The sequence below is a fragment of the Marinobacter vulgaris genome, assembly GCF_003344045.1.
Taxonomy (GTDB): Bacteria; Pseudomonadota; Gammaproteobacteria; order Pseudomonadales; family Oleiphilaceae; genus Marinobacter; species Marinobacter vulgaris.
Map to the genome: position 1 here is coordinate 319886 of NZ_QFWX01000002.1, position 21826 is coordinate 341711.

Here is a 21826-nt window from a genome sequence, read left to right on the forward strand (position 1 = left end):
GATTGATCATGGCTAAACGCTACGCGTCGCTGTTCTTCAACCAGGACCCGGATGACAACTCCCGGCCGGTAACCGAAGAAAAAAAAGCGCCTTACCGCCTGCTGCTGGTGGATGACGAACCCAACATCCTGGCGTCCCTGCGCCGGGTTTTCCAGCGTGAGAACTACGAGCTGCTGTTTGCCGGCAATGGCAGCGAAGCCCTGCGCATCATGGAGAAACAGCCGGTCGAGCTGGTCATGACCGACTTCATGATGCCGGGCATGAACGGCAGCGAATTGCTGCGGGAAGTGCGGGAGCGCTGGCCCAATACCATCCGTATCATGCTGACCGGTCACGCCAATACCGATGCGGTTATGGGCTCCATCAAGGAAGGCGCCGTTTACCGCTTCATCCTCAAGCCCTGGAACGATGACGACATTCGCCTGACCATCGCCCTGGCCCTGGAACAGTACGAGCTCATCCAGCGCACACGGGCACTGGAGCAACAGACCAAAAAACAGCACAAGGACCTGGAGACCATCAGCAAGCTGACGGCCACCAACCGCAGCCAGCTGGCCATACTGCTCCACAAGAAGGGCTGGCTGAACCCGCAGCAGATCCAGCAGCTGCACCGGGAAATGCAGAGCCAGAAAACCCCCGTGGTTCGGCAGTTGCTGAAACACGAGTGGGTGGATTTCCGCAAAGTCTTCGAAATGCTGCGGGATGACATGCTGTTCGAGGAAATCGACCTGCGTGAGTTTCAGCCAGACCCCGCGCTGATGTCCCTGGTGCCCAAGAAAATCTGCACCCGTCAGCTGGTGCTGCCCTTACGCGTGCAAGGCCAACGTTTAAGGCTGGCCATGGTGGACCCCATGGACGTGAACCTGATCGACGAACTGGGATTCATGACCGGGTACACCATTCATCCGCTGCTGTGCGAAACCACCCAGATGCAGGCCAAGCTGACCGAAGTTTTTGGCGAAACCAGCGAGCTGGACGATATTGCCACCAAGGTGGGCACCGATGACCCCTACGAAGGCATTGAAATCGTTCTCGATGAGGACAGCGACAAGGAATCCCTGGAGCAGCTGCTGGGAAGCTCCGAGGAGCCGCCTGCCATACGTCTGGTCAATGCCATCATCCTCGAAGCCCTGCGCCTCGGGGCCAGCGACATCCACGTTCACCCCCGCACCAAGTCGCTGGTGGTCCGCTACCGCATTGACGGCGTGCTGCAGGACAAGATCCATATCCCCACCAACCTGCTAATGTCGGTGGTGTCCCGCATCAAGGTGATGGCGGAACTGGATATTACCGAGCGCCGCAAGCCCCAGGACGGGCGCATTACCGTCAAGACACCGATGAAAATCGTCGACCTGCGGATTTCCACCCTGCCCACCATCAACGGCGAAAAGGTGGTCATGCGGGTGCTGGAGCGACAGTCCTCCGCCCAGTCCCTGGAGGACATGGGCCTGTCGGAGCACAACCTCAAACGCCTGCTGCACGTGGTTGCCAAGCCCCAGGGCATTATCCTCGCCACCGGCCCTACCGGCAGCGGCAAGACCACCACCCTGTACGCCCTGCTCCAGCATAATGCCTCGCCGGAGCGCAATTACGTGACTATCGAAGACCCGGTGGAATTTCATGTGGACATGGCCGGCCAGGTGCCGGTCAAGGATCGCATCGGCCTGAGTTTTGCCAGTGTGCTGCGAGCGATCCTGCGGCAGGACCCGGATGTAATCCTGCTGGGTGAAATCCGCGACGAGGAAACCGCGGATGTGGCCTTCCATGCTGCCATGACCGGCCACCTGGTGTACTCCACCCTGCACACCAGCTCCGCCGCCGCCACGGTGGCCCGCCTGCTGGATCTCAACCTGAAGCCATTCGTGCTGGCCTCGACCCTGGAGGCCATCATCGCCCAGCGCCTGGTACGGCGGATCTGTTCTCACTGTCGCGAGCAGACAGACACCCCGACAGAAACTCTGGAACAGCTTGGGCCGCAGTTCATGACGCCCGAGCTGAGCTTTTTCCGGGGCAAGGGCTGCGACAAGTGCCACAAGGGTTACAAGGGCCGGGTGGCGATCCACGAAGTGCTTACCATGAACCAGCAATTGCGGATTGCCATTACCGAAGGCGCCAGCGCCATGCAGATTGAATCCATCGCCCGGGAGCAGGGTATGCGGGTACTGCTGGACGATGCCCTGGAGAAACTCCGGGATGGGCTGACCACCGCTGATGAAATCCTCAGACTGCTGGGACCACAGGTGCTGAACGAATGAGCGAGCAGCGCAATCCGGTGATTTTCCGCTTCTGCCTGATACTGTCCCTGGCCATTGCCCTCATTGCCATCGGGCTGGTGATTTTTTTTGATTATCTGTCCCTGAGTGGCAGTGCCAATGGGCGCATCTCCCTGACCCCGGGTGGCGGGCTGGTCTCGATAATGATCGGGCTGTCACTGCTGGCACTGCTTTTTCGTCGTCTACAGACCGCCACTGTTGTGGCTGGCCTTACCTGCATCATTGCTCTGTGCCAGTTTGCCGTATCCCGGATTCCCGCCGCTGAGGCTCTGGAGACAGTAGCCATCAGCTTGCCCCTCCTGCTGGTGGTACTGCTCACGGAACTGACGCTGCTGGCCGCCATTCATCTTCCCCGGCCAGGGCTGGTGGGGCTGGTAACCGGCCCGATGGTGGTGGCACTGGGTATACTTTCGTTATTGTCCTACTGGTATCCGTCACTTGGCGGCTTCGGGCTTGGCAGCATTCCGCAATCCACCATCATTGTCAGCCCGCTGGCAATCCTGTCGGGCCTGATTTTGCCCTTTCTGCAGACCATGCGCCGCCGTGACATACCGGATTTTTCATCGGGCCTGATGCTGGTCGGGTTGTTTGGCATAGCGCTGACCACCATCACCTGGCACGCCATGCGGGTCCAGAACAGTAATAGCCTGCAAGACCGGGCCGAAGTTCTGGCCGATCAGCTGGAGGCTTCCAGCACAGCGGCCTTCAACGAAGACCTGGCGCTCATTCGCCGACTCGCAGACCGCCAGCAATTGTTGACAGGTGTGCCGGCGAGCACCGGCTGGACACAGGAGGTCCAGAGTTATCTGAACGACTTCCCGGAACTCCGCCTCCTCGGCATTCTTGACCCCGACCAGCAGGCTGTCAGCGTCCATGCCCGCGCGGGGCAATATGAACGCTGGCTGGAAAATTTTCTGCACACACCGGACAACCGGCGCTGGCTGGATCATGTGGGCGCAACGGGACTGCCGCACCTCAGCCCGCCTGAGCCGGACGACGCGGGCCGCATGCATGCGCTGATTGCATCTCCGGTAAGGGCTGTTGTGGGACAGCCCTGGATCATCTTCGCCGTCATTAACCTGGAGGATGCCTACAGCAGCCTGCTCAAGCACTACGACGGGGATCTGAGCCTGAGGGTCTATTACAGCAACACACTGATCTTCGATCTTTCCCCCGAAACATTCCGGGGCCAAAGGATTCCGCTGGCGACCCGCAATAACGGTGCTCACCATGACAGCCATTGGCGCATTGAAGTCTATACCCACGAGGGCGGGCTTGCGGCCAACGCGTTGTTCCTGCCCCCGCTGGTGCTGTTCAGTGGCCTGATCCTCAGCTTTCTGATGATGCTCAGCCATCTGTTCTGGCAGGAATCGGAGCGCCGTTCCCGCAGCCTGCGGAAGCTTAACGGCATGGTGAATGCCCACCTGTCCCGGGAGCGGTCCCTGAGGCATACCAACGAGCGCATCATGACGTTCTCGCGGGACATCCTGTGTTCAATCAATACAAAAGGCCGGTTTACATCGATCAACCGTGCCGCAGAAGACATCCTGGGTTACCGGCCGGACCAGCTCATCGATGAGTCCTACCACCATCTGATCCCGGACGTGGACCGAGAGACCACAGCAGAAGAGTTCCGCAAGCTTATTACCGGCGAACGCCGGGTCAGTGATGGCTTTCGCAACCACATGCTTCACCGGGACGGCCATATCGTAACCCTGTCATGGACGGCGGAATGGTCTGAGGAAGACCAGGCGCTGTTCTGTGTGGGCCGGGATATGACCGACCAGCTGGTAGTGGAAACCCTGATGCGTGAGCGGGAACAGTTCTTCTCGCTGTCGCCGGATATGTTCTGCATTGTTGACCTCAACAGCCATTTCTTTGAGCTCAACAACGCCTTTGTCGAGGTACTCGGCTATCAACGCGAGGAATTACTGGGCACCTCCTATATGCAACTGATCCACGAGGACGATCAGCCCAAGGTCGAGGAGGCCGTAGCCGCGCTCATCACGGGACAAACAATCAGAGGCCTTTTGGTGCGATTAATCAACAGGAACACCGCTCAGCATTGGGTTGAGTTCAGCGCCATCCTCAGCTCGGACGATCTCATTTACGTGGTAGGCCGCGATACCACCGAAATGCGACACACCCAGGAAAAGCTCCGGGAAAGTGAAACACTGCTGAAGATTGCCGAAAAGGCAGCCCGTATCGGGGGCTGGGTGGTGGATGTGGACACCGGTCAAACCCGCTGGTCCCGTGCCATATTTGATATTTTCGAAATGCCGGTTGGCGAAGTGCCGGCCCTTGATGAGGCTCTCGGTTTTTATACTCCCGACAGCAGGGAAACCATAACCGACGCCATGAAGGTGTGCATGCAGACGGGTATACCCTTCGATGAAGAACTGCAGATCCGCACCCGACTTGGCCAGATACGATGGGTCCGGGCGATCGGACAGGCGGTGAAGGATGAAGATGGCCGCATCGTGGAAATACAGGGCGGCCTGCAGGATATCACCGCCTCCCATCACGCCATGGAGCAGATCAGGCGATGTTCCGAACGGCAGGCCATCATCTTCGAGAGCATCACCGATGCTTTTTACACTCTGGACAGTGAATGGCGATTCACCTATGTCAACCGGCGCTCAGAGGACTTACTGAGAGAAAGCCGTGATGTGCTTCTGGGCAACACCCTCTGGGAGATGTTCCCGGCAGCGCAGGACAGCGCTATTGAAACGCAATACCGACTTGCCATGGAAACCGGTGAATCGGTGTCGTTTGAAGTCTACTACGCGCCACTGGAGGACTGGTTTGAGGTCAGCGCCTACCCCTCAGATGAAGGCCTGGCCGTCTACTACCGCAGTATCAACGAGCGGAAACAGGCGCAGCTGAAACTGGAACAGACCATGGCTGAACTGGAGCGCAGCAATCGCGAACTCCAGGACTTTGCTTTTGTCGCCTCCCACGACCTTCAGGAACCCCTGCGCAAGATCCAGGCATTCTCGGACCGGCTGCTCACCCGACCAGAGCGGTTTGACGACCAGGAACAGGATTATTTGCGGCGAATGCAGTCTGCCGCCAGGCGCATGCAGTCCCTGATTCAGGATCTGCTCACCTATTCCAGGGTGACAACCCGGGCCCAACCTTTAACCGTTTGCGATACCAATCGCATTCTGGCGGAGGTGCTGCAGGATATGGAGACGGTTATCTCCCGTGAGCACGCGATCATCAACGTTCGCCCTCTGCCAACCATAATCGGTGATGCCACCCAGATTCGCCAGGTGCTCCAGAACCTGCTGAGCAATGCCGTCAAGTTTCATAAACCCGGACGGAGTCCGCAGGTGGAGGTATACCCTGAAGATCACACGGAGGATTACTGGACCCTGGTGATCAGGGACAAGGGTGTGGGGTTTGACCAGCGCTACGCGGAAAAACTGTTTCAGCCGTTCCAGCGGCTGCACAACCAGAATTTCCCGGGAACCGGCATCGGCATGGCCATCGTGAAAAAAATACTGGACCGCCACAACGCCACCGTAACCGTTGAAAGCGAAGTCGATCATGGAACGACTTTCCGTATCCGCTTTCCAACCAGTATTGAGATGAAAGGAAGCAACAATGACTGATCCGAAGCCAGTGCCGATCCTCCTGATTGCCGAGGATGATCCGGACGATCAACTGATGCTGAGAGAGGCGTTTGCGGACCGCTGTATCGAATGCCGAATGTGCTTCGCTCACGATGGCGTGCAGCTGATGCGCATCCTCAATGGAGAGGAGGGACTGCCGGGGGAACTCGATGTACCCTCCGGATGCCCGGACCTGATACTGCTGGATCTCAATATGCCACTGAAAGACGGCCGCGAGGCACTGCGGGAGATCAAGTCCGACCCCCGACTGCGACAGATACCGACGATTGTCATGACAACCTCGGACGACGAGGAGGACATTCGCTATTGCTACGACATGGGCGCCAATTCCTACATTATCAAACCATCAAGCTATTCCGGGTTGCTGGACGTTGTTTCGTCGCTGACGAGCTACTGGGCAACGACGGTAACCCTGCCACGAAGACCGGAACGTTATGACCGAGAATGATCTCCTTCTACGAATTCTGCTGATCGAAGACGACGAAGACGATTACCTGATCACCCGTGACCTGCTACAGGACAGCAGCCCGGTGACCACCCGGCTGGACTGGGTGGATTCCTACCGCGAGGGCATGGCGGCATTGGAGACGGGAGACTATGCCGTGGCCCTGGTGGATCTTCGCCTGGGCCCGGATTCCGGGATTGACCTGATTCAGGAAGCCCGGGAACGCAGTCTCACCACTCCCTTCATCCTGCTGACCGGCCAGGGAGATGATGAACTGGATGCCCACGCTGTAGAGCTGGGAGCCGCAGACTATCTGATCAAGGGGGCTGTCGACGGGCATACGCTGATTCGCAGCATCCGCTACGCCATTGACCGGGCCATGGCAACCGAAAGCCTGGCGAGCAGCGAGAGCCACTACCGGTTGCTGTTCGAGAGCAACCCCGCCCCCATGTGCCTGGTGGATCCGGATTCCCAGGCCCTGGTGTCCATGAACGAGGCTGCCCGGGGGCTCTATGGATACAGCAATGACCAGATCGAGGGACTGACCCTGTGCCGGCTTCGGGCCGCTGATCATGCATTACCCAGGCTTTCTTCCGAGGGCATTCTGCTGAGAGAAGGCGGTGTACTGAGACGACACCAGCGCCGTGACGGTCGCGAAATGATTGTGGAAGTGGTCAGTACCAGCATGACCATCAACCGCCGGGCGCTGAAGGTCCTGATGATTACCGACGTGACCACCCAGCTGGATAACAGCCGGCAGCTGCGGCTGTTCAAACGCAGTATCGAATCGAGTTCCAACGGCATCGTCATTACCGATGCCCGGCAGGAGGATCTGCCTATCATCTATGTCAACGGAGCCTTTGAAAAGATCACCGGTTACAACTCCGGGGAAGCCATTGGCAAGAACTGTCGTTTTCTGCAGGGTGATGACTTTGACCTGAGCAATGAACAGGGGCTCGCGGAAATCAGGCGTGGCCTGAAAAAGGGAGTCGACATCTCGGCGGTGCTGAGGAACTACCGCAAGGATGGCTCGCCGTTCTGGAACGATCTGTACATCTCGCCCATGCGCGACGAAGAGGGAGAGATTACCCACTATATCGGTGTTCAGAACGACATTTCGGAGCGCAAATCCGCCGAACACGAACTGGCGTTCAATATCAGCCACGATGTGCTCACCGGGCTGCCAAACCGCACCCTGCTGGAAGACCGCCTGAGCCAGGCGTGCCGGTTGTCGCAGCGCTACGGCCGGACCGTCGCACTGCTGTTTATCGACCTGGATGGCTTCAAGCTTATCAATGACTCCCTGGGCCATCGCCTTGGTGACCAGTTGCTGATCGAAGTGGGCCAGCGCCTGGAAGCGCTGATACGCTCCGGTGATACCGTTGCCCGAATCAGCGGGGATGAGTTCATCCTTCTACTGCCCGACCTGGCCCAGGCCGAGGACGCCATTCTCGTGGTGGAGAATGCCATTCATGAGATCGCCAGGCCCTATCTGCTGGGCAACGAAACCATTCATCTCACCGCCAGCGCCGGTATCTCCACCACCGACGGCAGTATCGAAAAGCCCATGGCACTGCTGCAGCAGGCAGACCTGGCCATGTACCGCGCCAAACAGCTGGGGCGCAACACCTACCAGTGGTACTCGCAGGAATTCAATGACGAAGCCAGCTACCGGGTTGCCTTGCGCAACGAACTGCAGGATGCCATCGACCAGGAGCAGCTTTCGGTCTATTACCAGCCGCTGGTTGATGCCCGCACCGGACAAATCCGCAACGTCGAGGCACTGGTTCGCTGGCAGCACCCCACCCGGGGGCTGATTTCCCCCGGCGACTTCGTGCCCCTGGCGGAAGAAACCGGACAGATCATCGCGCTGGGTGAATGGGTTCTGAGAAAGGCCTGTCGCGACATGGTCCATCTCCACTCCCGGGGCTTCCGCCACTGTTCGATCTCGGTCAATGTCTCGCCGATCCAGCTTCGTAAAGAGGGCTTCACCCAGACGGTTATCAATGCCCTCAAGGCCTCCGGTCTTCCTCCGGAAAGTCTGGAGCTTGAGGTGGTGGAATCCGCCATCCTTCTGGACACAGACCTCGTTATCAACGTCCTCCACGCCATTCGCGAACTCGGGGTACACATTGCCATTGACGATTTCGGAACCGGGTTTTCCAGTCTCTCCTACATCAAGCTGTTGCCCGCCAACAAGATCAAGATTGACCGGTCCTTTATCAAGGATGTCATCGAGAACCGCAGTGATGCTGCCATCACCCAGGGTGTCATCTCCATGGCCCATCACCTGGGCCTGGAAGTGGTCGCGGAGGGCGTCGAGACCGAAGCCCATGCCACTTACCTGCGAAAGAATCATTGCGACCTGCTTCAGGGCTTCGTGTTTGCCCGGCCCATGCCGTTTGATGAGCTGCTGACATTCCTGAATGAGCAGGCTTCGGCCAATACGCCGGCATCGGCTGGCGAGGGCGACAGCGAGCAGGAGCTCACCCTGCTGCTGCTGGATGACGAGGAAAATATACTGCGGGCACTGACCCGTGTGCTGCGCCGTGACGGCTATCGCATCCTGGCCACCACGAACGTAAAGGAGGCATTCAGTCTGCTGGCCTCACACCAGGTGCAGGTAATCGTCTCCGACCAACGCATGCCGGAGATGTCCGGCACCGATTTTTTGAGTGCAGTAAAAGCCATTCACCCGGAAACCGTCCGCATTGTACTGTCCGGGTACACCGACCTGAAGTCTGTCACCGACGCCATCAATGAGGGCGCCATTTACAAATTCCTGACCAAGCCCTGGGATGACCAGCAGATTCGGGACCACATCCAGCAGGCGTTTCTCTATTACCGGGCAACCGTGAGCTGATCCGCGCCGGGAAGAAATGACAGCCCTCTGGAGTTAACCACGGATTCAGGGTTAGACTTGCCGATTACGACTACAAGTTAGGAAGCGACAGAGTGCCGAATCTAGTCCGTATCGCACCCGGCGCATTGACCATTGGCAAGCCTTTACCCTGGACAGTCTACGATGCCGACGGCAATGTGCTGTTGCGCCAGGGTTATGTCATACACAACGATACCCAACTGGAGCAGTTGTTCGAGCGCGGCCGGTTCAAGCCCCGCAAGATCGAGCGGCCGCAGGATGACGTACCCGAGGATACCGCCCTGGGCAATCCGTTCGCGGAATACCCGGCGCTGCTGCAGACACTGGAATCGACGATCACTGCCATTACCCAGCGGGACGAAACCGCGCTGAAACAGGTGCTGGGGCTGTCCCGGATCATCGACCAGATGTGTCAGCAGTCAACGGAGGCCAGCCTGGCGCTGGTGCACCTCTACTCCATCGAACCCACGATCCACGAACAGATCCTGTTCTACGGGATTCTCTGCCAGTTTACCGCGCGCCGGTTCGGGCTTGATGACAAGCGCACCGCCGTGCTGATCAGCGCCGCGCTGACTGCCAATCTGGCGCTGGTGCCGGTGGCCGACAAGCTGAATGCCTCGAACCGGGTGCTGAATGACGACCAGCGGGCGGTCATCCGCAAGCACCCGGAGCGGAGTATCCAGGCACTCAGAGACGCCGACATAACCAGCCCACTATGGCTGAAAATCATCGCCCAGCATCACGAGCAGGCAGACGGCTCGGGCTATCCCCGCGGGCTCAGCGGGACTGATATCCGCGGTGAGGCGGAAATTCTCGCATTGGCCGAACGTTACGTCGCGATGATTACACGGCGCGCCTACCGCGAGCGTATGAACGTTGTCGAGGCACGCAAACTGATCACCTCTCTGGCGGATGGCAAATTTCGCCCGGCAATTCCCCGGGCCCTGCTGACCGTGCTTACAGAATACCCCCCAGGCACACTGGTCAGGCTGGCCAACAATGAGGTAGCGGTGATTGTAAGGCGCCCACACCGGCATCGGGGCCCGTTCGCCAAAGCGATCATCGACCCTCGGGGTAACCGTTACCGGGCACCGGTTGAGCGGGATTGCAGCCTGCTGGACTTCAACGTCAGGGGCGTGGAGCAGCCCGAAGTGATGCCCTCCATGGACTTCGGACTGCTTTGGGGATTTCGCCAGGCATAGGCCGCTATTTCAGGCCCAGCGCTTCGGCGTGATGCTCCAGATGATCGTCGATGAACGAGGCAATGAAGAAATAGCTGTGGTCGTAGCCCCGGTGCATCCGCAGGTTGATGTGGTGATGCACTTTCTCGCAGGCGTCTGCCAGCGCATCCGGATTCAGCTGGCTGTCTAGGAACTCGTCGGCGGTGCCCTGGTCAACCAGCAATGGTAAGCGCTCCCTGGCGGTGGGAATCAGCAGCGTGGCATCCCATTCTTCCCAGGCTCTTCTGTCGTCACTGAGATACCCGCTGAACGCTTTCTGGCCCCAGGGGCATTCGCTGGGGTTGGCGATGGGAGCAAACGCAGACACTGACCTGTAGTGCCCCGGATTCTTCAGTGCCGCAATCAGCGCTCCGTGACCGCCCATGGAGTGGCCGCTGATACTGCGATCCTCGGTGATGGGCAGGTGGCTTTCCACCAGCTGCGGCAGCTCTTTGACCACGTAATCGTACATGCGGTAGTGGGGGGCCCAGGGCTGACGGATGGCGTTCACATAAAACCCCGCACCACTGCCAAAATCATAGCTGTCATGCTCGCCGGGCAGGTCAAGGCCCCTTGGGCTGGTATCCGGGCAGACCAGGGCCATGCCCAGCCGGGCTGCCTTCTTCTGGGCGCCCGCCTTCTGCATGAAATTCTGGTCGGTGCAGGTCAGCCCGGACAGCCAGTAAAGTGCAGGCACCTTGCGCGCGGAAGCGCCGAGCGCAGCAGGGGGCAGATAAACCGCGAACTCCATGTCACAGTCCAGTGCCGCCGAATGGTGCCGGTAGCGACGGTGTTCCCCGTCAAAACAGACGTTGGTGGAGAGCAGTTCCATGGTCACCTCTGGGTCTATGGATGTTTCACAATGCGTACTTCGGGACGTCTATACCGAATCCCACTTTTGCCAGCTGCGCAAGGATCGCCGTGCGGGTAACGATGCCGATCAGGCGCCCGTGATCAACCACCGGATAGACCTTCGGCTTGCCGGCTCCCAGATTCTGGGCCAGATCCACCACGGCCATTTCCGCCGATATGGTCACCGGGTTGCGGAACATCACATCGTCCACGGTCGGGTCGCCTTCGCGATGGTAGTTGCTTACCAGCAGGGCGTGGATACAATCCTGCTCGGAGATAAAACCTATCACCCGGCGGTGATCATCCACCACCGGCAAGCCCGTGACGTGGTTGTGGAGCAACGTTTTAACCACTTTGGTTAAGGGCGTACCACAACGAATAGGCTCGATGTGATTCCACATGACATCGGATACTTTCAACGATTGCATCGGCAGGCTCCCTGAGCAGTGATTTTCCGGATTCGTCCCTCTATAACAATAGGCAATGGGGGCGAAAACTGGAAGTATAAACCCTACAGCCGGGGTCTGTTCCCCGTTCCGGAGGCAATGATCAATTCCGGTTTGCAGACCACTGGGCCATGGTTTCAAAACCAATGGCCGCAAATTGCGGCAGTAGCGGTTCAGGAAGGTCGTGCCCCATCCCCTCGATCATCTCGACACGGGCATGGGGCATCAGGTAACCCAACTGCTCCGCCGCCACCGGCCGCACTAACGGGTCGGCCCTGCCGTGGATCACCGATACCGGAACCCGGATACGGCGCGTTGCCGATGACAGGCTGCCTGTTGCCAGGATGGCACGGGTCTGCCGCAGAATACCCGCAGGGTGATAGCTGCGGCGGTAATCCCGCCGGATGCGGTCCCGCACCTCCTGCTCCCGCGGCGGGAAACCGGGGCTCTGGATGGCCTTCCAGAAATCCAGGGAACGGGCCACGACCGATGCTTCGTCGTGGCCTTTGGCACCCACGCCCGCCAGGCGCCAGATCAGCTGGGATTTGGGCATTGGCAGGCGAGGACTGTTGGTGGACGTCATGATCAGGGTGGCGGAGCGCACGCGCTCGGGGTGGTTCGCTGCCACCAGCTGGCTGATCATGCCGCCCATGGAGACACCCACCAGGTGGGCACTGGCCAGGCCAAGTGCGTCCATCACCTGACAGACATCGTCAGCCATATCGTGAAGGGTGTAGGGTGCAGCTATTGGCAGCCCCATCCGGTGCCTTGCCATTACCGCAACCGGGTGCCCCTGCAGGCGATCCTGCAAATGGGAGGACAGGCCGATGTCACGATTGTCGAATCGTATGACCCGGAAACCTTCATTGGCGTAATAGTCCAGAAAGGCCTCTGGCCAGAGGGTCATCTGCGCTCCCAGACCCATGACAAATATCACCGGCTCACCGGCGGGATTACCACGGGTTTCGACGCAGAAAGACAGGTTGCCGGCCTCTACATGAAAGCTGTCGGGCATGAATGGAGCTCCTGATAAAACCAGCCTACAGCTTAACCCGGGAACCACCGGATCCAACAGTTTTGCAGGCCAACAGGTCACCAGAACCAAGAATTCTTCGCCGTTAACATTTACAGATGGGGATAAGCGTATAAACTCAATGGGTTATACGCTTGTGCAACGCGGGGATTTTCGCGGCCGGGTACCTTCAAACCATGGCAGAAACACAGGGAGACTCCCATGGAAGCCTTTGAATCTTTTGTAAGCAGCATTAACGGACTGGTATGGGGACCGCCCATGCTGGTGATGATACTTGGTGTCGGTCTGTTCCTGAGTCTGGGACTGAAACTGATGCCGGTACTGAAACTCGGTGCCGGTTTCCGGCTGATGTGGAAGGGCCGCACCGGTGCTGAATCCGATGGTGAAATACCACCCTTCCAGGCGCTGATGACAGCGCTTTCCGCCACCGTGGGAACCGGTAATATTGCCGGTGTGGCGACGGCTGTTTTCCTCGGTGGCCCCGGCGCTCTGTTCTGGATGTGGCTGACGGCGCTGGTGGGGATGGCCACAAAATACTCGGAAGCAGTGCTGGCGGTACGTTTCCGGGAAGTGGACGAACGCGGCGCCTACGTGGGTGGCCCGATGTATTACATCCGCAACGGCCTGGGTAAAAAATGGGCCTGGCTGGGTGTGCTGTTTGCCATATTCGCCGCAGTGGCCGCCTTCGGTATAGGCAATACCGTTCAGGCCAACTCCGTGGCCGATGTGCTGCAGACCAGCTTCAACCTGCCACACTGGGTAACCGGTCTTGTTCTGATGGTTCTTGTGGGCCTGGTACTCATCGGCGGCATCAAGCGCATTGGCCACGTTGCCAGCGCCCTGGTACCGTTTATGGCCATCGCCTATGTTCTGGTGGGCCTGGTGGTACTGGCGATTAATGCCAACCAGATCCCCAGCGCCATCGCCATGGTGTTCACCCACGCCTTCAGCCCGGTGGCTGCCGAGGGTGGCTTCGCAGGTGCCGCCGTCTGGGCCGCCATCCGTTTCGGTGTGGCCAGGGGTATCTTCTCCAACGAGGCCGGCCTGGGCTCCGCCCCCATTGCCCACGCGGCCGCGCAAACCAAGAATCCAATCAACCAGGGCATGGTCGCCATGCTGGGCACCTTTATCGACACCATTATCGTGTGCACCATCACCGGGCTTGTGATCATCAGCTCCGGAGCCTGGACCTCTGGCGAGACCGGCGCCGCCCTGACCTCACTGGCTTTCGAGTCAGGCCTGCCCGGAGTCGGTAATTACGTTGTCGCCATTTCCCTGGCCATTTTTGCCTTTACCACCATAATCGGCTGGTCCTTCTATGGTGAGCGCTGTATTGAATTCCTGTTCGGCGTTAAAGCCATCGTGCCTTACCGCGTTGTCTGGATCCTCGCGATCCCGGTCGGGGCCACCATCAACCTCGGCCTGATCTGGCTGATCGCCGACACGCTTAACGCCATGATGGCACTGCCAAACCTGGTGGCCTTGCTGCTGCTCAGTCCCGTTGTCTTCAAGCTGACCCGGGAGCATTTCGAGAAGGAGCGCTCGGTCGGCGCGAACTGACCCCGGCCTGGTGACGGATGACCCGGACCAACCACCCTTGGTTTTTCCTCCATCCGTCACCATAGTAAGTTCATACACCGATTATATTCGCCGGCATTTTTCCGGGCCGGAATCTGGTAATACCAAAGGAGGAAAGATCATGAGTTTACGTCTAGGAGATACTGCCCCTGATTTCGAACAAGACTCCAGTGAGGGTCCGATTCGCTTCCATGAGTGGCTCGGTGACGGCTGGGGCGTACTGTTTTCCCACCCGGCAGACTTTACTCCTGTCTGCACCACCGAACTGGGGCTGACGGCCAAGCTCAAGGACGAATTCGCCAAGCGTAACGTCAAGGCCATTGCCCTGAGCGTCGATCCGGTGGACTCTCACAAGGAGTGGATCAATGATATCAACGAGACCCAGGGCTGCTCTGTCAACTTTCCGATCATTGCCGATCAGGATCGCAAGGTGTCCGAACTGTATGACATGATCCACCCCAATGCTGACAGCAGTCTTACGGTTCGCTCCCTGTTCGTGATTGATCCGAACAAGAAAATCCGCCTGACCATCACCTATCCGGCGAGCACGGGCCGTAACTTCAACGAAGTGTTGCGGGTCATTGACTCTCTGCAGATGACCGACGAACACAAGGTCGCTACCCCGGGCAACTGGGAAGCCGGTGGCGATGTCGTCATCGTACCCTCGCTGCAGGATGAGGACGAGATCAAGCAGCGTTTCCCGAAAGGCTACAAGGCGGTGAAGTCCTACCTGAGGATGACGCCGGACCCACGCTCCAACTGGAGTGGCGACTGATCAGTGAAGCTGGAATGCTGATCCGCTAAAACGCAAAAGCCGGGCGAGTGCCCGGCTTTTTTCGTTCTGTTTTCTGCCTCTGTTCAGAATGCCGGAACCACGGCGCCCTGGTAATTCTCCTCGATGAACTGCTTCACGTCCTCGGAGGTCAGTGCTTCGGCCAGCTTTTGGATGGCTTCTTCGTCCGCACGGTCTTCATGGGCCACCAGAATGTTCACGTAGGGCGACTCGGCACCCTCGATCACCAGCGCATCCTCGGTCGGATTCAGACCCGCTTCCAGCGCGTAGTTGGTATTGATCAAGGCCAGGTCTACCTGGTTGAGGATACGAGGCAGGGTCGCCGCTTCCAGTTCCTTGAAGTCCAGGTTCCTGGGATTGTCGGCAATATCACGGGGTGTGGCGGTGATTTTGCTGTCATCTTCCAGGGTAATCAGTCCAGCTTTCTGCAACAACAACAGTGCGCGACCGCCGTTGGTAGGGTCGTTGGGGATGGCAATGGTCGCGCCATCCTCGAGCTCGTCCAGCGAGTCGATCCTGCTGGAGTAGGCGCCGAATGGCTCAACGTGCACGCCAACAACACTGACCAGGTTGGTACCACGGCCAACGTTGAATTCGTCCAGGTACGGCTGATGTTGGAAAAAGTTCGCGTCCATCCGCTTCTGGTCTACCTGCACGTTGGGCTGAACGTAATCGGTGAATACCTTCACATCCAGTTCCACGCCCTGTTCCGCCAGCTTCGGCTTTACGAATTCCAGGATCTCGGCATGGGGTACGGGGGTAGCTGCTACCGACAGCTCTTCAGCGGATACGGCGCCAGCGAAAGTGGCTGCTGCAGCCAGTCCTACTAAGGTTTTCTTGAGATTCATAAATCTTTTCTCCTGTTGGATACTGCAAAACAATGTATTCAGTCTGGGAGTACGGCATTCGATTGCAGTCCCCTTCCGAAAAACGCCAGTGAATACGTCCATGTAGGGCTCGGTCGCGCCATCCCTGGCGCTCCACGTTTTCGGAAGGGGATTCCAACCGAATACCTATGTCGAACTGTTTCTATTTTCGGCTGAAATACAGCACGAGACGATCGCCGGCCATTTGCAGCAGCTGTACGAAAATGACCAGTAGAGCAACGGTAATCACCATGACATCTGTCTGGAATCGCTGATAGCCGAAGCGAATGGCGAGATCACCAAGACCGCCGCCGCCTACGACGCCGGACATGGCCGCGTAGGAAACCAGGGTGATGGCGGTCACTGTAATACCAGCGATAATGCCCGGCAGCGCCTCGGGCAGCAAGGCGCCGAACACGACCTGCTTCACTGTCGCACCCATGGCCTGCGTGGCCTCGATAATTCCACGGTCTACCTCTCGAAGGGAAGTTTCCACCAAACGTGCAAAGAACGGTGCGCCACCTGCCACCAACGGGGGGATAGCACCAGCTACGCCCAGTGAAGTGCCAATCAGCATTACCGTGAATGGAATCATTACGATCAGAAGAATGATAAAGGGCACTGATCGCAGCACATTTACTACGAACGACAGCACCGCATAAGCTATCGGCTGCTCAAGCAGCTGTCGCTTTCCGAACAGGAACAGCAATACGCCCACCGGCAAGCCAATGAGCACGCTGAACAGCAGTGACATGCCCACCATTACCAGGGTATCCCAGCTGGCCCAGCCGATTTCGGTCCAGTCTACGTTGGTCAGCAGGTTTTCCATCAAGGCTTCCATCAGCGCAACACCTCCACGTGGACATCCGCGGCTTCGAATGCGTTCATGGCAATATCGAGGTCGCCGCCCACCAGCGACAGGGTCAGCTGGCCGTAGGGTGTGTCCTTGATATGATCAATGCGGCCCGAGAGGATACTGAAATCAACGCCGGATTCGCGCGCGACGCTGCCCAGTAATGGTGTGTAGGTGGACTGGCCACGGAAGGTCAGGCGCAGGATACGTCCCGGAGCATGTTCCAGATCCCGCTGCATCTCTTCCCGGTCGATACTCTCGCTCTCGAAGACGAAATCCCGGGTGGTGGGGTGTTTCGGGTGCAGGAATACGTCGCTGACCGCCCCCATTTCAACCACTTCACCGGCATCCATCACCGCAACACGGTCGCAGACCCGGCGTACCACGTCCATCTCGTGGGTAATCAGCACAATGGTCAGTCCCAGCTCGCGGTTGATGTCCGCCAGCAGTTTCAGGACCGACTGGGTGGTCTGTGGGTCCAGGGCGCTGGTGGCTTCATCACACAGCAAAATCGTCGGGCGGCAGGCTAGGGCCCGGGCGATGCCCACGCGCTGTTTCTGTCCGCCGGAAAGCTGCGAGGGGTATTTGTTGGCCTGGTCTGCCAGGCTGACCCGCTTGAGCAGCTCGTCTACCCGCTCACGGATTTCAGAACGGGAATAGATACCCGCCAGTTTCATGGGAAAGGCGATGTTGTCGGCCACGGTTTTCGAGGACAGCAGATTGAAATGCTGGAAAATCATGCCAACCTTGCGGCGGAAGGCACGCAGCTCACTGGCGTTGTATCCGGTGATGTTTTCATCATCAATCAGGATACGGCCACCGGTGGGCGGCTCCAGCAGGTTGATCAGGCGCACGAGGGTCGATTTTCCGGCGCCGGAGTGCCCGACGATGCCAAACACCTCGCCGGTTTCGATGGTCATACTGGTGGGGTGCAACGCGGGGATCGCCCGCCCCCCTACCTGGTAGGACTTCTGTACCTGGTCAAATACAATCACAGCTCTGCCTTGTGAGCGCCTTGTCCGCGCCTTGTGGGTGCAGCAATAAAGCCGGCGATTATAAACCAATCCGGCGTCAAACCCGAATCCGCGGTCTTGGTATATCCCCTTACACCATCAGACCACCTGACACGGCCATGGCTACTGGACTAAACTGGTAAATCAAAAGCAGGTAATCAAGACCACCCCGAGCCCGAGGCGCGCGCCATTTTGAGCACCAGAACCGACACTCCGCCCTCAAGGATGAACTCCACCCAGGCATGGGTCTCCTATCTCAGCAAAATTGAACTGCCGGTGCTGGCCACTACCCTCCGCAGAATTGACGAGCTGACCGACAGCAGCAACAGCACCGTCAACGAACTGGCCAACGTCATTCTCAATGACGCCCAGCTTACATCCCAGGTTCTGCGGCTTTCCAATACCGTGTTCTACAACCAGACACGCACGCAGGTCAGCACGGTGAGCCGCGCCATCACTCTGATCGGTTTCGATTCGGTCAAGTCCATGGCTATCTCGTCCCTGCTGGTGGATACGTTGCTGGAGAAGAATGACCGGCCGCACCTGCTTCGCTGCCTGGCCCGGGCCATTCACGCGGCGGTACAGGCTCGCTGCCTGCTGCCGAAACGGAACGAGCAGGCGCTGGAGGAGGTTTTCATCGGTGCGCTGCTGATGAACATCGGAGAGCTGGCGTTCTGGTCCTGTGAAACCGACCAGGCCATCGAACTCGAGGCGCTGCTCCAGCAGGATGAGCCAGCGCTGGAGGCGCAGAAGAAAGTCCTTCACACGACCTTTACCGAAATTACCCGGGGGCTGGTGGACGCCTGGTCACTGGGACCGTTTATCAGGGAGGTAGTGTCATCGGGCAAAGCCAACTCCGTAGCCTCCAGCCTGGTGCGCCATTCCGTGGAGATGGCCCGGCTGTCCGAGAACGGCTGGAGCGGCAGGGAAATGGACGAGGTGCTGGAAAAGATTGCCAGGGATATCGGCGAGAATCCCGCCACGGTGCGGGACCAGCTCAAAGTTAACGCGGGAGAAGCTGCCAAGGTGGCGGTGTCTCTGGGCATTCCCCAGGTTACGGAATTAATGCCCGGGAACCAGAGTGGGGGGAAGGCGGCGAAGGTTGACGCGCCGGCTGTGGACGCCCGGCTTCAACTGGCCATCCTCCAGGATCTGACTCGCAGCCTGACTGAAAAACCCGATATCAACGAAGTCTGCCAACTGGTGGTGGAGGGCATTCACAGGGCTGTGGGAATGCAACGGGTCGTGTTGTTAATGGGGGACCGCTCCGGAACCCGCCTGGTGCCCCGCAAACTGGGCGGCAAAGGCACCGACGGCTGGCGCGATCACCTGGCCATCAACCGCGACGGCACAGGAGTCCTGGGCAAACTTCTGCCTCATTCCGCCAGTGCCGTATACCTTCCTGACAAACGGCCTGAAGCGGTCCCCTATGACCGCTGGCTGACACGGGTGCCGGCTCTGGTCGGTTCCCTGAAGGCCAACGGTCGCCTGGTGGGATTGTTCTATGCGGACAATGCAGCCAATGACTATCAGCCCTCAGAAGAACAACTGAGCGCATTCAATCACCTGGTCCAGAACGCCCAGCTTTGCATCACCCTGCTGGCGACAAAAAACTGAGCGCTCCGCCCATTGCCATCGTGTCAGTGGAGGGCCCGGAGCTGCCGCGGATAGAGCGCCGCGCTGACTTCCGGTTCCTCAAGCAGGTCGGCCAGCTCCATATCCACGTCGGTTTCCTGGCCTTCGTCCGGCAGGGGCTCAAACAGGGTGTTGAGCCATGAGGTAACGGAGGGCGCCTCGTCGCGGCCATAATCCGTCGACAGGGCCTTGATACGTTTGAATCCGATGATCCGCTGGTGCTTCGGATCCCGGATTTGCTCAAAGCCGCGCCAGTAGATCCGGTCGCGGGTGTGCAGCTGGACAAACAGCGTATCGATAGGCTCCGCGGGATCCTCCCCCCGTACCGGTTCATCGTCACTGTCTTCCGCCGCCACGGTTTCTGCGGACACTGAATCGGCTTTCGCCGGTTTCTTGTGGCGGATGGTGGTCCACGCCGGATAGAGCACGGCCACCGCATCGGCTTCTACATGCTCGCGGGCGGCGCGGAGGATCAGTCCCCAGCGGGCCTTGTCGGCATCGGTTTCAAGAGAGTTAATGGGCAAGTCGTAGCTTTGTTCACTGGACAGAACGATAGCCATCATCGGGGCATCAAGCTCCCCCATGGCCTCGGCCTGTGCTACAGACACCAGTTCATCGATTGCCATCGGTTGGTTCATAATACGCTCGCCTCCTCGATGCCATCAGGGTAATTCAGGGAAAAGGGATTCTCCCTGATTCACAGCATAGCCTGTTCCTGCCATAAAGATAAACGTGGATGCGGTGATCACGGATCACAATACGTCATTTATTGTTTCAGCACGTAGCGTCAGATCTTCGTCTCCAGCTGCTCGTAGCGACCAAACCAGGGGCTGGCCTCTTCCAGTTGCGCCGCCAGTTGCAGCAGGGTGGCTTCGTCACCGTGGGGCGCCCCGAACTGAATGCCCACCGGCAGCCCCGAGTTCGTCCAGGCCATCGGCACCGACATGGCCGGGGTGCCTGTCAGGTTCGCCAGCTGGGTGAATGGGGTGCGGGCCAGACTCTCCAGCGCCATCTGATCCACCTGGCCACTGCGATGTACCAGGTTACCCGCCCTGAGCATCAGCATCAGGCGAGCCGCCAGCTGCAGGTGACCGGGGGTATCCAGCTCACCGATTTTTGCCGGCAGTTGCCCCGCGGTGGGGCAGAGGTACATATCGTAACCCTGAAAAAAGGCGCCCAGGGCCCGGGCGAAATCGTTCCACTGCTGGCGGCGTCGCACATAGTCCGGCAGCGGCATGGACCGGCCCAGCATGGCAAGCAGACGGGTATCCAGCTCAAAATCTCCATCCCGGGCACCAAATTCGTTTTTAGCCCTGTCCATCAGGGTCGATACTTCGCCAAAGTAAATGCCCAGATAACAGCGCGCCAGGGCCATGCCATCGAACTCCGGGCGGGCGTACTCCACATCATGCCCGAGCGACTCCAGTAGCCGTGCGGTGGTTTCGACCGCCTCCACGCACTCCGGTGCCACGTCGGTGTCATAGGGTGACGCTGTAAACACCCCGATTCTGAGACGACGCGGTGCCTGCTGCATCAGTTCTGCATAAGGGGCCGAGGGCGGCGCGATGACGAACGGGTCCCCCACGGCGGGGCCGGACAGAACATCAAGCATGGCCGCACTGTCGCGAACGGTGCGGGTTACCACGTGGTCGGTTGAGGCACCGGTCCAGGCCTCTCCCACGAAGGGGCCGGAGGAAATCAGGCCGCGGGACGGCTTGAGGCCGAATAACCCGTTGTAGGCCGCGGGAATACGGATGGAGCCGCCACCATCATTGGCACCTGCCACGGGTACGATCCCCGCGGCCACAGCGGCAGCAGAACCACCGCTGGACCCGCCAGGAGTAAGGTCGGCATTCCAGGGATTGCGGGACGCCCCCCAGAGCTTTGATTCTGTTACCGCTTTCAGACCAAACTCCGGGGTCGCCGTGCGACCCAGGAACACCAGGCCAGCGGCACGGGCGCGCCGGACAAATTCCGAATCCTGTGGTGCAATGTTGTTTTTCAGGCCATGACTGCCAAACGTGCAGGGATGACCCTGTTGTTCCTGGGCAAGATCTTTAAGCAGCATGGGAACGCCGGAAAAGGTACCATCGGGCGGACAGGCCTGGCCCAGCGCTTCAGAAAACTGGGGGTGGCAGATGGCATTCAGCCTGCCATTCACCGCCTCTGCCCGCTCAATGGCAGCCTCACAGACTTGGCGGGCTGATACTTCGTTGCGGCGTATAAGGTCGGCAAGCGCTACGGCATCGTAGCGGAGGTATTCGGATTGCTTCATGATCGATTCCGTTTGTTATTCTGAA

Annotated in this window: 16 protein-coding genes; 8 read left to right on the forward strand and 8 right to left on the reverse strand. The window is 58.9% G+C overall.

The features are described 5' to 3' along the window. Positions 1 to 8 precede the first annotated feature (8 nt). From DIT71_RS04715 to DIT71_RS04735, 5 genes are all read left to right on the forward strand, one after another. Complete coding sequence (locus DIT71_RS04715; RefSeq protein WP_114612055.1) at positions 9 to 2255, forward strand: ATPase, T2SS/T4P/T4SS family; 2247 nt, start codon at positions 9 to 11, stop codon at positions 2253 to 2255. After that, the gene (locus tag DIT71_RS04720) at positions 2252 to 5890 is read left to right on the forward strand and encodes a PAS domain S-box protein (RefSeq protein ID WP_114612056.1); all 3639 of its coding nucleotides are present in this window, start codon (positions 2252 to 2254) and stop codon (positions 5888 to 5890) included. Before DIT71_RS04715 ends, DIT71_RS04720 begins: the two co-directional genes overlap by 4 nt. Next, positions 5883 to 6359, forward strand: coding sequence for a response regulator (locus tag DIT71_RS04725; RefSeq protein WP_114612057.1), 477 nt, complete (start codon positions 5883 to 5885; stop codon positions 6357 to 6359). Before DIT71_RS04720 ends, DIT71_RS04725 begins: the two co-directional genes overlap by 8 nt. Beyond that, positions 6346 to 9219, forward strand: coding sequence for an EAL domain-containing protein (locus DIT71_RS04730; RefSeq protein ID WP_114612058.1), 2874 nt, complete (start codon positions 6346 to 6348; stop codon positions 9217 to 9219). Before DIT71_RS04725 ends, DIT71_RS04730 begins: the two co-directional genes overlap by 14 nt. 92 nt (positions 9220 to 9311) lie before the next feature. Further along, positions 9312 to 10439, forward strand: a complete 1128-nt coding sequence (locus DIT71_RS04735; protein ID WP_114612059.1) for an HD-GYP domain-containing protein — start codon at positions 9312 to 9314, stop codon at positions 10437 to 10439. A 4-nt stretch (positions 10440 to 10443) separates the two neighbouring features. Here DIT71_RS04735 and fghA read toward each other — a convergent pair whose 3' ends face one another. From fghA to DIT71_RS04750, 3 genes are all read right to left on the reverse strand, one after another. Beyond that, on the reverse strand, positions 10444 to 11289 hold the full coding sequence (gene fghA, locus DIT71_RS04740; RefSeq protein WP_114612060.1) for an S-formylglutathione hydrolase: 846 nt from the start codon (positions 11287 to 11289) through the stop codon (positions 10444 to 10446). Positions 11290 to 11314: 25 nt separating this feature from the next. Then, positions 11315 to 11737, reverse strand: a complete 423-nt coding sequence (locus DIT71_RS04745) for a CBS domain-containing protein (RefSeq protein ID WP_114612061.1) — start codon at positions 11735 to 11737, stop codon at positions 11315 to 11317. Positions 11738 to 11858: 121 nt separating this feature from the next. Continuing rightward, positions 11859 to 12770, reverse strand: a complete 912-nt coding sequence (locus DIT71_RS04750) for an alpha/beta fold hydrolase (RefSeq protein ID WP_114612062.1) — start codon at positions 12768 to 12770, stop codon at positions 11859 to 11861. Between the two features lie 219 nt (positions 12771 to 12989). Here DIT71_RS04750 and DIT71_RS04755 point away from each other — a divergent pair, with 219 nt between their 5' ends. Together DIT71_RS04755 and DIT71_RS04760 are read left to right on the forward strand one after the other, a co-directional pair. Next, positions 12990 to 14348: an alanine/glycine:cation symporter family protein gene (locus DIT71_RS04755; protein ID WP_114612063.1), complete on the forward strand. Its 1359-nt coding sequence runs from the start codon at positions 12990 to 12992 to the stop codon at positions 14346 to 14348. Positions 14349 to 14487: 139 nt separating this feature from the next. Continuing rightward, the gene (locus tag DIT71_RS04760; RefSeq protein ID WP_114612064.1) at positions 14488 to 15141 is read left to right on the forward strand and encodes a peroxiredoxin; all 654 of its coding nucleotides are present in this window, start codon (positions 14488 to 14490) and stop codon (positions 15139 to 15141) included. Between the two features lie 83 nt (positions 15142 to 15224). On the opposite strand, the gene DIT71_RS04765 is transcribed toward DIT71_RS04760, so the two are convergent. The 3 genes from DIT71_RS04765 to DIT71_RS04775 form a co-directional block, all read right to left on the reverse strand. Then, complete coding sequence (locus DIT71_RS04765) at positions 15225 to 16007, reverse strand: MetQ/NlpA family ABC transporter substrate-binding protein (RefSeq protein WP_114612065.1); 783 nt, start codon at positions 16005 to 16007, stop codon at positions 15225 to 15227. Positions 16008 to 16188: 181 nt separating this feature from the next. Then, the gene (locus tag DIT71_RS04770; RefSeq protein WP_114612066.1) at positions 16189 to 16866 is read right to left on the reverse strand and encodes a methionine ABC transporter permease; all 678 of its coding nucleotides are present in this window, start codon (positions 16864 to 16866) and stop codon (positions 16189 to 16191) included. Further along, complete coding sequence (locus DIT71_RS04775) at positions 16866 to 17873, reverse strand: methionine ABC transporter ATP-binding protein (protein ID WP_114612067.1); 1008 nt, start codon at positions 17871 to 17873, stop codon at positions 16866 to 16868. The genes DIT71_RS04770 and DIT71_RS04775 overlap by 1 nt, the downstream gene beginning before the upstream one ends. Before the next feature lie 210 nt (positions 17874 to 18083). Here DIT71_RS04775 and DIT71_RS04780 point away from each other — a divergent pair, with 210 nt between their 5' ends. Further along, complete coding sequence (locus tag DIT71_RS04780; RefSeq protein WP_227537947.1) at positions 18084 to 19508, forward strand: HDOD domain-containing protein; 1425 nt, start codon at positions 18084 to 18086, stop codon at positions 19506 to 19508. A 23-nt stretch (positions 19509 to 19531) separates the two neighbouring features. On the opposite strand, the gene DIT71_RS04785 is transcribed toward DIT71_RS04780, so the two are convergent. Next, a complete protein-coding gene (locus tag DIT71_RS04785; RefSeq protein ID WP_114612069.1) occupies positions 19532 to 20164 on the reverse strand; it encodes a hypothetical protein in 633 nt (210 codons plus the stop codon). 149 nt (positions 20165 to 20313) lie between these two features. Then, positions 20314 to 21801 carry an amidase gene (locus DIT71_RS04790; protein WP_114612070.1) on the reverse strand — a complete coding sequence of 496 codons (1488 nt, stop codon included), beginning with the start codon at positions 21799 to 21801 and terminating at the stop codon, positions 20314 to 20316. Positions 21802 to 21826 lie beyond the last annotated feature (25 nt).

Coding starts and splice junctions, on each gene's coding strand:
- fghA (WP_114612060.1), bottom strand. CDS start 11,289: ATGGAACTGCTCTCCACCAACGTCTGTTTTGACGGGGAACACCGTCGC.
- DIT71_RS04750 (WP_114612062.1), bottom strand. CDS start 12,770: ATGCCCGACAGCTTTCATGTAGAGGCCGGCAACCTGTCTTTCTGCGTC.
- DIT71_RS04715 (WP_114612055.1), top strand. CDS start 9: ATGGCTAAACGCTACGCGTCGCTGTTCTTCAACCAGGACCCGGATGAC.
- DIT71_RS04745 (WP_114612061.1), bottom strand. CDS start 11,737: ATGCAATCGTTGAAAGTATCCGATGTCATGTGGAATCACATCGAGCCT.
- DIT71_RS04765 (WP_114612065.1), bottom strand. CDS start 16,007: ATGAATCTCAAGAAAACCTTAGTAGGACTGGCTGCAGCAGCCACTTTC.
- DIT71_RS04725 (WP_114612057.1), top strand. CDS start 5,883: ATGACTGATCCGAAGCCAGTGCCGATCCTCCTGATTGCCGAGGATGAT.
- DIT71_RS04785 (WP_114612069.1), bottom strand. CDS start 20,164: ATGAACCAACCGATGGCAATCGATGAACTGGTGTCTGTAGCACAGGCC.
- DIT71_RS04790 (WP_114612070.1), bottom strand. CDS start 21,801: ATGAAGCAATCCGAATACCTCCGCTACGATGCCGTAGCGCTTGCCGAC.
- DIT71_RS04770 (WP_114612066.1), bottom strand. CDS start 16,866: ATGGAAGCCTTGATGGAAAACCTGCTGACCAACGTAGACTGGACCGAA.
- DIT71_RS04760 (WP_114612064.1), top strand. CDS start 14,488: ATGAGTTTACGTCTAGGAGATACTGCCCCTGATTTCGAACAAGACTCC.
- DIT71_RS04730 (WP_114612058.1), top strand. CDS start 6,346: ATGACCGAGAATGATCTCCTTCTACGAATTCTGCTGATCGAAGACGAC.
- DIT71_RS04720 (WP_114612056.1), top strand. CDS start 2,252: ATGAGCGAGCAGCGCAATCCGGTGATTTTCCGCTTCTGCCTGATACTG.
- DIT71_RS04755 (WP_114612063.1), top strand. CDS start 12,990: ATGGAAGCCTTTGAATCTTTTGTAAGCAGCATTAACGGACTGGTATGG.